Raw genomic sequence first — 11,160 nt, 5'->3', positions numbered from 1 at the left:
CGAAAGAATATGAGCGAAAATTTTAATTATGAGTTAAAAAAGATTGGTGATATCGCCATTTTTAAATTAAACGAAAAAAGATTTGATGCATCCATCGCCGGATTTGTAAAAGGGGAATTTACTATCCTACTTCATACAGAAGATATAAGAAAATTGATTATAGACTTATCAGAAGTTGAATATTGCGACAGCTCGGGTCTAAGTTCAATTTTATTAGCATTTCGAATAATTCAGGCTAATGAGGGGCAGTTACACCTCGCTTCTCCAACTAAAAGTGTAAAAACTCTAATCGAAATATCACAACTCGACAGAGTATTAAAATTAAATAATTCGGTTGATGAAGCACTAGCAGAAATTAATAATTAATCGTCATCCTTCTTCCTTTTTCATTATTATTAAATTATTGATGCTATAAATTAACTATATCCTTAACTCAACATGAATGGTCCCGAAATCTTAAAAAATATCAAAGCTGTTATTTTCGATCTGGACGGTACATTGATAGATGATAGCGATAGAATTAATGATGAAACAAAATCATTAATTAGAGCTTTGGCAAAGAAGGATGTGGTGTTTTCTATTGCTACCGGAAGAATTTTAAGCGCTGTAACTTATCATGCCGATGATTTGGGCATTACTGCGCCCCTTATTACACTTGATGGCACATTAATACAAAGAAGTTTGGATCACCCCATCATATTCCAATCATGTTTAAAAGAAACCATTGTAAAAAGAGCATTAAAATTGGCAGATAAATTTTTGCTAAAAGTCGCTCTCTGCCACAATTCAGCAGTTTACTTTACAGAAGATAATTCTTCAGTGCCCGAATTAGTTGAAAAATTTGGTGCCAAGTATAAGCAGGTTGATTCTTATGATAATTATTTAGAGAATACATTAGAAGTTATCTTAGTTAGTGATACTCAAAAAAATATAAAGCAAGTAGCTTCAAAAATGACTTTCCCTTATACTTTTGGAATTAAGGCATCTTATTATAAATCGAACAGACATGGGGGAATTTATTTACTTGAAGTTCGAAATCTAAAATGCAATAAAGGTTATGGATTAAAACGACTATTAAAACATTTGAAAATAAGTATAAATAACACAGCGGTAGTTGGCGATTGGTATAATGATAAAGCCATGTTTGATACTGAAGCCCTTAAAATAGCCGTTAATAACGCTGTGCCTGAGATAAAAAGACTTGCTGATTATGTGACTGAGAAATCGAATAATGATGGTGGGGTGAACGAATTCTTAAAAATGTTATTAGACGCGAAGAGTTAATGACTAATAGTAAATCGAGACTAAATTTAAAAACTAGTCTGCGTGTAAAAGTTTTAATCCTTATTCTTACTGCAGTCCTCATTACAATGATGTTCCCCAAAGGGGAATCCATCGATTCTGAAGTTACAATTGGTTCCGTATGGATACGAGAAGAAATAATTGCATCAACTACTTTCGAAATTTTAAAAGACTCCAAGCAGTATGAGAAGGAAAAAGAGAGAGCAGCTTCATCGGTCTATCCAATATTTCTAAAAAATAACGCGATTCAAAAAAAATATCTCGATTCCCTCTCCACATACAATCAGTTTTTACTAAGTGAATTTACGAGAACCGATGTATTAACAAACCGAACAATTTTAAGTGATTCATCATACTCGTTATTGTTAAGTTTTTATAAAAGCCCACTTCAGTTTCCCTCGATTCGAGTCTCTTCAATTAATGAGGTCTTTAGGACGATCAAAGATATTATTCCTATTGTATATGGACGAGGCTATTTAAACCGGCCATTGCCCGAAATTGAAAAGGATTCAGTTACTGTTAGAGATGGACGATTTGAAAGAATATTCCCAAAATCCTATCACTTTGACAGTGTTTCTTTAAACGAATTTATAACTTCAAGTTTTAGAAATATTATTGGTAATAATAATAGATTAAATGAGGCTCTAACTGAATATATAATGAAGTTTTGTGAACCTAATTTAATTTACAGTGAAAAAATAACTGATCAAGCAATCCAAAACGCAAGAGAAAGAATTCCCCGCAACATTGGTATTGTTAATGAAAATGAGAGAATTGTCGCAAAGCATGACCGAATAACACCCGAAATAAAATTAAAAATTGATTCGTATAGAATTGCAAAAGGGGAAGAGGTTACGTTTTGGGGAAGACTTATTCAAAATGTTGGAAAATTTTTTCATGTTCTTATTGTTTTTCTGCCTTTCATAATATATATCAACTTATTCCGAAAGAAACTCTATAATGATAATCTTAAGCTTATTTTAATTGCCAGCATTTTCATTTTTATATCATTCCTAACTTTTCTTGTTTATCAAATAGATGTTTCTCTGCCGATCCAGTATTTAATTTTACTTCCTGTGTGTTCTATGCTGCTTACAATAGTTTTTGACAGCAGAGTTGGATTTTACGGCACTGTTGTAGCCGCATTACTCGTTGGCGCTCTTCGTGGTAATGATTATGCATTTGCGGTTTCAAATATTATTGCCGGAGGTTTAGGCGCCTATACTGTTAGAGATATTAAGAATAGAACACAAATTTATAGATCGCTCCTATATATATTGATTGGATATACTGTAAGTATTATTGCTTTCGGATTGGAAAGATTCGACTCAGCTGAGGAGATGCTCTACAGTTTCGCTTTTGCTTCTTCCAATGCTTTAATTAGTCCCGTACTTACTTATGGTCTGATTATTTTTATCGAACGTATATTTAAAATAACTACTGATCTTACTTTGCTGGAATTAACCGATTTCAATCATCCACTACTTCAGGATTTAGCAAGAAACGCACCTGGAACTTTTAATCATTCCATTACGATGGCCACTATTGTTGAAACCACCGCAAAAGAGATAGATGCTAATCCATTATTGAGTAAAGTTGGCGCAATCTATCATGATATAGGTAAGAGTTTAGACCCTTATAGTTTTGTAGAGAATCAAATCAATAACAATAATATTCACGAGGATATAAAACCTGAGCAGAGTATTAAGAGAATTTTTGCTCATGTCGAAAATGGCATCTCTCTTGCCAAACAGCAAAATCTTCCGCAGGAGATCATCGACTTTATTCCGATGCATCATGGTACAATAAAAATGAGCTATTTCTATGAGAAAGCTAAAGAATTGTATGGGGAAGATAAGATAAACATTAAAGATTATAGATATCCTGGACCCAAGCCAAATAGTAAGGAAACTGCGCTTGTAATGTTTGCTGATGCTTGCGAATCCGCTGTCCGTTCACTTGAGCAAGCTGATACACAAAAAATTCAAAATATAATAGTTAACTTGATCGACAGCAGAATTGATGATGGTCAAATAGATGATACGCCGCTCACTTATCGTGATATAAAGAAAATAAAGGACTCCTTCCTAAATATTCTCGTTGGACATCATCATAAGAGAATCCGGTACCCTAATCAAAGTGAATTAGAAACAAATAAATCTGAAGAACTTGGCTGATGCAAGCATTTCTGAAAGAGTATATCTCCATTCTTCGCTTTGAAAAAAATCTTTCTGATAATTCACTTTTTGCTTACCAAAGCGATTTAAATAAATTAATCGATTATCTGGACAAAAATTCGATTGATGATTGGAACAATGTTGACTCAAAAATTCTTACAAAATATTTGGAATTGCAGAGAGAGCTTGGTGTGGACTCCTCAACCACAGCGAGATATTTATCCTCAATAAAAGGATTATTTGCATTTTTGCATCAATCCTCATATATAGAAAATGATCCAACTCAAAAATTAGCTTCTGTGAAAAGGAGCCGTAAACTCCCCGCGGTGTTAACTTACGATGAGATTGAACAAATTTTGCAAAAGGCAGATGTTGAAGAACACACCGGACTTCGTGATAGAACTATTCTAGAAGTCTCTTATTCATGTGGTTTAAGGGTTTCTGAACTAATCAATTTAAAAATTAGTGACATCCTTTTTGAGGAGGAAGTAATGAGAGTTTTTGGGAAAGGTTCAAAAGAAAGAATTATTCCTATTGGCAGTAGTGCAATTAGTTGGATCAATAAATATTTGAAAAATGCACGACCAATCTTTGAGAAGAAAAATAAGAGTGAAAACTTTCTATTTTTAAATAAAAGGGGTACAAAACTTTCAAGAATGTGGATTTGGAAAATATTTGTTAAATATGCAAAAGAAGCTGGAATTATTAAGGAAATTCATCCGCATACATTTAGGCATTCCTTCGCAACCCATTTATTAGAAGGTGGAGCAGACTTGAGAGCAGTTCAAGAAATGCTTGGGCACGCTGACATTTCAACCACCCAAATTTATACTCACGTTGACCGAAACTATATTAAGCAAGTTCACAAAGAGCATCATCCAAGGGGTTAATCTTTAGATGAATAATATCCTTAACAAAATATTGTACTCAATATTCTTAATTATACTTACCGTTAGTTGTGCAAAAAACGTAAATGTTAAAAAAAAGGGGGAAAGGGTTAAAGAATACTCAATTTCACTTTTTGAATTTGGAACTCTGCTTGAAACTAGAAATATGAAAGATCAGCTTAGCGGAATAATTATGGATGGTTTAGTAATACAAAAAGTCAACGAGAATAAATACCGCTTATTACTCGGAGAATATGAAACATCCTATGCGGCAGGCAAAAAAGCATTTAATCTATTTAAAAATCAGATTATCAATAAGTTTGATATTGTACACAACAGAAGAATTATAACTGATAGCTACAATAATGTTCTCTACATATCAAAGTATTTTGGACGCAATTCACTTTACCGCTATAATCTCATAACTAAAAATATTGAGAATGTTTGGACTAAGCCTCTGCACTCAGTTTTAACTTTAAATAGAAATTCATTTAGTGATGTTCATTTTTTTACAACCGCAAGAAAAACCGGGATGAGGGAAGGCTTCCCCTTTATTGAGGATACCAAAGTTTGGTTGATAAGTACGGAAACAGACGACCCACAAACAGTAGCAGAATTCGGCGAATGTTCACAGCTATATTCATTTTGGGAAAATATAGATACCTTTAAAGTAAATATATCAAACCCCGATTCTGTGGATGCCTCGCTGGTTGTTCAATATCTCTATTCGTTTGATATACGAGGGAAATTATCTTTAGCCAATAAACGAAGTTATAACCTTATAAAAGAGGGATTTCCTCTGCCGCCAGCTAAAAGATTTCAGCTTCTTTCCCCAAATAATCAGTATGAAATAGAAATGAATAAAAATGGTGAACTTAATCTCAAGGATTATAATTTTAGATCGGTCCAGAATATCTATAAAAGTGATAAATCCCTTACTGATTTAATATGGTCTGATGATGGGAATTATTTAATTGCCGTTTTTGAAGTTAAGTTAAATCAGTCAGATGTGAGTTCCGAAATAATTGTATTTGAAGGGGCAAGCAGAAAGATAATTTCTACCCATACTGGGCGAGCAATCAAAAATATGTTTGTTCAGGGAGAATTAATATTTTATGATGAAATAAAAGAGGGCGTAAGTTCTATTGTAATTTATGATTATATTAAAAACGAATTATTTTCAAAGATTGAATCAGCCGGCGGAAGTTCACTAAATAATTTACCTTATTAATTATGAAAACTTATTTACGAATACTTAAGTATTTAAAACCATACTGGAAGCATGTTTCATTATCTACTGGCTTTTCAATATTATATGCGATGTTGAATGGACTTTCTATTTATTTACTCATTCCACTACTCGATACTTTATTTCAGGATAAAGCTGCTATTAAAAATACAGCCGAAGTATCAAACCCAATAACCAGCGAATCAATTTTCAAACCATTAATTAATTTCTTTAATTCAATAATTGATTCAATAAAAAACTACATATTCGACGGATCTACTCAAGAAGTCCTTCTAAAAGTATGTTTATTGGTACTATTTACCTTTTTTGCTAAAAATATATTCGGCTATCTTCAGGCTTACTTTTTAGCTTTTGTTGAACAGGGGATGATGCGCGATCTCAGAAATGAAGCTTATCGACATCTACATAAACTACCAATGAGTTTCTATAAAAATGAGAAAACCGGTAATCTCATCTCTAGAATTATAAATGATGTAAACGCGGTGCAGCAAAGTATCTCGGCCGTCTTTCTTAATTTAGTAAGAGAACCAATAACAATAATGGTTTTTTTGGCGATAGCTCTATCAATTAGCTGGCGGTTAACTATATTTTCGATACTTGTCCTTCCATTAACTATTGGAGTAATTGCGTGGATTGGATTAATTCTAAGAAAGCAAAGTGCTATTCTGCAAGCAAAGATGGCAGATCTCACCACTGTTTTACATGAAACTATAACCGGTGTAAAAGTGGTGAAAGCTTTTGGAATGGAGGAATATGAGAATAAAAAATTTGAGAGTGAGACACAGAAGTTTTTTAAGCTAATATTAAAAATTGTTCGAATTAGAAACTCGGCTTCTCCAGCAACAGAATTTTTGAGCGTTGTAGTAGGTGCTGCTATGATTTATTATGGCGGTGAATTAGTGCTAATCACTAAAACTATAAAAGCTAGTGAGTTCCTAGTATTTCTCATGGCAATTTTTCAGATGATGCCCCCAATAAAAGAACTTAGCAGCGTGAATAACCGGATTCAGGAATCAAGCGCGGCGGCAGATAGAATTTTTGAAATCATTGATATTAAACCAAGTATATCTAATAATCCAAATTCGAAGAACATTAGCTCATTTAATGATTCAATTGAATTTAGAAATGTAGATTTTCATTATGATGATTCGGATGAACTTGTACTTAACGATATAAATATTAAAACTAATAAAGGAGAAATAATTGCTCTTGTAGGAAGTAGCGGGGCAGGTAAAACAACCTTTGTCGATTTAATCCCCCGTTTTTATGATCCGACTTCAGGTAAATTATTGATTGATGGAACTGATATTAAAGAACTTCTTATTGAGGATGTTCGTAAACTTATGGGAATTGTAACGCAAGAAACTGTTCTCTTCAATGAATCGGTAAGAAATAATATCGCATACGGACTCAGCAATTATGATGAGGAAAAATTGATTTCTGCTGCCAAAGCAGCAAATGCGCATAAGTTTATAATTGAAATGCCTAATGGGTACGATACAATTATTGGGGAGAAGGGAACGAAGCTCTCAGGCGGACAAAGGCAGAGAATTGCTATTGCCAGGGCACTCCTTAAAAATCCACCAATTATGATTTTCGACGAAGCCACATCAGCCCTTGATAATGAATCGGAAGTTCTAGTTCAAGAAGCCATTGAAAGATTAATGTTTGATAGGACAACTTTTGTGGTTGCTCACCGTTTAAGTACAATTAGAAATGCCGATAGAATTTTAGTTTTCGAGAAGGGTAAAATTGTGCAGGATGGAAAGCATGAAGCTCTTCTTAATCAAACCGATGGAATTTATAAAAAACTATATGACTTACAATTTAAAAACATATGACAGAATCTATAGATTTAATAAAATATAAATATAATCGACTCCTATTCGGATTTATAATAATATTTGTGCTTAGTCTTACCAACTCCATATTTATAAACCAGATAGGTTATTTCGGCGCTTTATTTATAGTGATTATTTTATTATTCAAAAAACGAATCACACCCCAAAAAAATGGACTTGAGTTAGCCTTTATTTTTTTCTTAGCCGCAGAATTTATTTCAGCACTACTTTCAGTCAATAAAGGGGAAGTTTTTACAATACTTTTTAAAAGAATGATACTTATCCCGATTGTTTACGTAATGATGTTTTCTTTGGATAATAAAGAAAAAACCCTTTCAGTATTTAAAATTTATTTGGGTGCCGCACTAGTCACGTTAACTTTATATGTTGTTTTTGCTTACGAACACTTTATCTCACAGCTCTACCAATATGAAATGCGCGGCCCTTCGCCGTTCCAGTATGTAATGACCGCGGGTGGACTTATGGCATTTACAACCGTCTATACATTTACTCTATTCATAAATGAAAAACCTAAATTACTAATTCGAGTATTGTATTTGGCTTTGTTCCTAATATCATCTGTTGCATTAATTGCCAGTTATACAAGAGCAGCTTGGCTTGGGGCAATTACCGGAATAGTGGTTATATTAATTATAAAGCGCAAATGGTGGATTATAGCCCCCGCTGCTTTAGTAATAATCGGGTTCTTTTTTCTAAGTAAAAATGAAAGTTCGGTAGAGAAATATTCTTTCGGGACAGAAATAAATAAAGTAGGCCAAATTAATACTGAAGGTAGAGCGAATAATATCACCTCAGTTGCTGATAAAATGATGATAGCTGATCATCAAAATGGGTTAATAATTCTTGATGATTTAACTATTGTGCAAACTCTTGAAACTCCGGCTCCGGCAATTTCGTCATTTGGAATTAATGATTCGTTGATTGTAAACTATTTGATGGATTCAAGATTTCAATTTGCCAGGATTAAAGATGGTAAAGCAAAATCACTCGAGACAGTCTATTCAAAAGGGAAGACGGTTGATTTCAAAACAATTAATTCATCATTATTTGTGCTTGATATCGACAGCGGTTTAACCGTTTTTGAATATACAGATTCGTTGAGAAGATTCGAGTTCCCACAACTTACTGAGAATTCAAACTTTACAGCTGATTCAAACTATTTTGTTGTATATAACAAGAAGAAACAGTCTCTTCTACTTTATGAAAATAAATATCCCGAAGAGTTTACTCTACTTGATTCATTGGAATACTCAACATCTGTCAATCTTTTGTGGAGTTTTGATGGCGACTATATTTTGCAAACCGATAAAGAGTTGCTTGTAATCGGTGTGGAGAATAATACGCTCTCGATTAAAAAATCGTTTAATACAACCGGTATATTCCGAATTCAGGATTATAACAATAATTTATATGGTATTTCATTCGATGGTAAATTTGCCAGAATAAGAGATAATGAAAAGAAGTATGATTTTTCACAATTGCTACAATTACAATACTCACCGAGCGGGTTCCAGCTCAAAGATGATTATTTATATGTATCCCATAATAAGAGAAATAGACTTCTCTCGATTTTTGATAAAAACCATGAAACTAATCATGAACGATTACAAATGTGGAGCACCGGCTTCAAAATTTTATCAGATCATCCATTGTTTGGGGTAGGGGATATTGATCTTAAGACCATTTATTCGAAATATAAAGAACCATATTTTAAAGAGGATTTTGGACATCTTCATAACAACTACATCCATTTCCTTGTAATTTTAGGAGTCATTGGATTTATTGTGGTTGTTTATCTGCTCGGGTCGATTCTTAAATTAAATATTAAAATTTACTCCAGATTAAAAAATATCCCGTATGCATCCTCATATTCATTAGGAACTCTTGCCGCATTTATTGGATTTTTATTCTCCGGAATTGGTGAATGGAATTTTGGTGATCAGGAAATTATTACCCTCGTTTGGTTTACATTGGGTTTGAATATCGCGTTTTATAAAAATTATTCTTCAGAATTGGAAAATGGAAAAAAAGATTAAACTTTCATCTATTATTATAGCTAGGGATGAAGAACGAAATATAGAACGCTGCATCGCTAGTCAAATTGGAATAATTGACGATATCGTGTTAATTGTTGATTCGCGGACAATAGACTCAACTGTTGAGATCGCGAAGAAATTCTCCGAGGTGAATGTTGAAATTGCCGAATGGTCAGGCTTCTCGTCAGCAAAAACACTCGCGCTAGAAAAAACTAAATATGAATGGGTATTTTGGATTGATGCTGATGAGGAATTAACCGAGTTGCTAAAAAAAGAAGTGGAAGACTTTAAAGATTCTGCTCCACAGTTTGATATTTATGATGTACCCCGAAAGGCATATTTCCTAGGGAAATGGATAAAACATTGCGGTTGGTATCCTGGAAGAGTTCCTCGACTCTTTAATAAATCTAAAATATCATTTAATCAAAAATCTGTCCATGAAGGATTAACCGGTTATAATAAGGTCGGTCATTTTAAATATGATTTGAACCATTATACAGATCCAAATATTGAGCATTATATAAATAAAATGAATCATTACACTACTTTAGCGGCAAAGGATATTATAACCCAAGATAAACCAGTCGGCTTAGTTGATTTGATTATTCGTCCATTATTTATTTTTATTAAAATGTATATTTTACGTTTAGGTTTTCTTGATGGATTTCATGGGCTAGTTTTATCATTATTTTCAGCTCATTACGTTTTTATTAAATACTCAAAAGTATGGGAACTTAAAAAATGAATATTGGAATAGTCCCAAACACTGCCAAAAGTGAAATTCTTTCAATATTGAAGCGGGTAACTGAAATTCTTGATAAAAATTCCGTGCAATATTTTTTGAGTGAGACTACCCGCCAAATTGAAGGTGCAGAGCTTGAATTAAATAATGCAAATAGTTTCTACTCAACCAGAGATCTTGCCACTAAATGTGATGTAATTCTTTCATTAGGCGGCGACGGAACAATGCTCAATACTGCCTTTGAAATAAAAAATTTTAATACACCATTAGTCGGCGTAAATATTGGAAAGCTTGGCTTCTTGGCCGAATTTGATATAGAAAATTTTGGGTTGTTCCTTTCCGATTTTAAGTCAGGTAATTATACAATTGAAGATCGAGTATCGCTTGATGGTGAATGTTCTGATATCAACGAATCATTATTCGCTTTAAATGATATTGTAATTGATAAAGGACCCTGGCCAAAAATGATAGAACTGACCATTAAGATAAATGAAAAGGAGCTTTCAACTTTCTCTGCTGATGGACTTGTAATCTCAACTCCTACAGGATCAACAGGTTACTCACTCTCAGTCGGCGGTCCAATTATTAGTCCAATTGCTGACGTGATTGTATTATCCCCAATTGCTCCTCACACTTTAACTGCAAGACCATTAGTTATCTCAGGGGATCAGGAAATAACTATTATGGTTAAATCTTTAGCAGAAAAAATACAGGTAAGTTGCGATGGACAAAGAGTGAATTTTATTAATACCTCTGCTTCACTTAAAATTAAGAAGGGGGATGCGAAGATCAAACTTATTCATTCACAGCACTATAATTACTACGAAACTTTAAGGAAGAAGCTATTTTGGGGTGTTGATGTTAGAAATGAATTATAAAAAATGCCGGAATAACCGGCATTTTTT

Annotated in this window: 9 protein-coding genes; all 9 read left to right on the top strand. The window is 33.3% G+C overall.

Annotation, left to right across the window (positions count from 1 at the left end; translation table 11 throughout):
• The first annotated feature begins 9 nt into the window (after nucleotides 1-9).
• The 9 genes from KF816_11995 (at nucleotide 10) to KF816_11955 (ending at nucleotide 11,133) form a co-directional block, all read left to right on the top strand.
• Nucleotides 10-366 carry an STAS domain-containing protein gene (locus KF816_11995; GenBank protein ID MBX3008734.1) on the top strand — a complete coding sequence of 119 codons (357 nt, stop codon included), beginning with the start codon at nucleotides 10-12 and terminating at the stop codon, nucleotides 364-366.
• Between the two features lie 72 nt (nucleotides 367-438).
• Complete coding sequence (locus KF816_11990; GenBank protein MBX3008733.1) at nucleotides 439-1,284, top strand: HAD family hydrolase; 846 nt, start codon at nucleotides 439-441, stop codon at nucleotides 1,282-1,284.
• Nucleotides 1,284-3,479, top strand: coding sequence for an HDIG domain-containing protein (locus KF816_11985; GenBank protein ID MBX3008732.1), 2,196 nt, complete (start codon nucleotides 1,284-1,286; stop codon nucleotides 3,477-3,479). The genes KF816_11990 and KF816_11985 overlap by 1 nt, the downstream gene beginning before the upstream one ends.
• A complete protein-coding gene (gene xerD, locus KF816_11980) occupies nucleotides 3,479-4,369 on the top strand; it encodes a site-specific tyrosine recombinase XerD (protein MBX3008731.1) in 891 nt (296 codons plus the stop codon). Before KF816_11985 ends, xerD begins: the two co-directional genes overlap by 1 nt.
• 7 nt (nucleotides 4,370-4,376) lie before the next feature.
• On the top strand, nucleotides 4,377-5,597 hold the full coding sequence (locus KF816_11975) for a hypothetical protein (GenBank protein MBX3008730.1): 1,221 nt from the start codon (nucleotides 4,377-4,379) through the stop codon (nucleotides 5,595-5,597).
• Between the two features lie 2 nt (nucleotides 5,598-5,599).
• Nucleotides 5,600-7,456 (top strand): ABC transporter ATP-binding protein, encoded by a 1,857-nt coding sequence (locus KF816_11970; protein MBX3008729.1) that lies wholly within the window; start codon nucleotides 5,600-5,602, stop codon nucleotides 7,454-7,456.
• On the top strand, nucleotides 7,453-9,513 hold the full coding sequence (locus KF816_11965) for an O-antigen ligase family protein (protein MBX3008728.1): 2,061 nt from the start codon (nucleotides 7,453-7,455) through the stop codon (nucleotides 9,511-9,513). The genes KF816_11970 and KF816_11965 overlap by 4 nt, the downstream gene beginning before the upstream one ends.
• Nucleotides 9,497-10,258, top strand: a complete 762-nt coding sequence (locus tag KF816_11960; GenBank protein MBX3008727.1) for a glycosyltransferase family 2 protein — start codon at nucleotides 9,497-9,499, stop codon at nucleotides 10,256-10,258. The genes KF816_11965 and KF816_11960 overlap by 17 nt, the downstream gene beginning before the upstream one ends.
• Nucleotides 10,255-11,133 (top strand): NAD(+)/NADH kinase, encoded by an 879-nt coding sequence (locus KF816_11955; GenBank protein ID MBX3008726.1) that lies wholly within the window; start codon nucleotides 10,255-10,257, stop codon nucleotides 11,131-11,133. Before KF816_11960 ends, KF816_11955 begins: the two co-directional genes overlap by 4 nt.
• Nucleotides 11,134-11,160: the final 27 nt, after the last annotated feature.

Source organism: Melioribacteraceae bacterium (assembly GCA_019638015.1).
In the GTDB taxonomy this organism is placed as follows: domain Bacteria; phylum Bacteroidota; class Ignavibacteria; order Ignavibacteriales; family Melioribacteraceae; genus JAHBUP01.
Note: the sequence above shows the minus strand (reverse complement) of the source record. Positions and strands in the feature narration are given on the sequence as shown.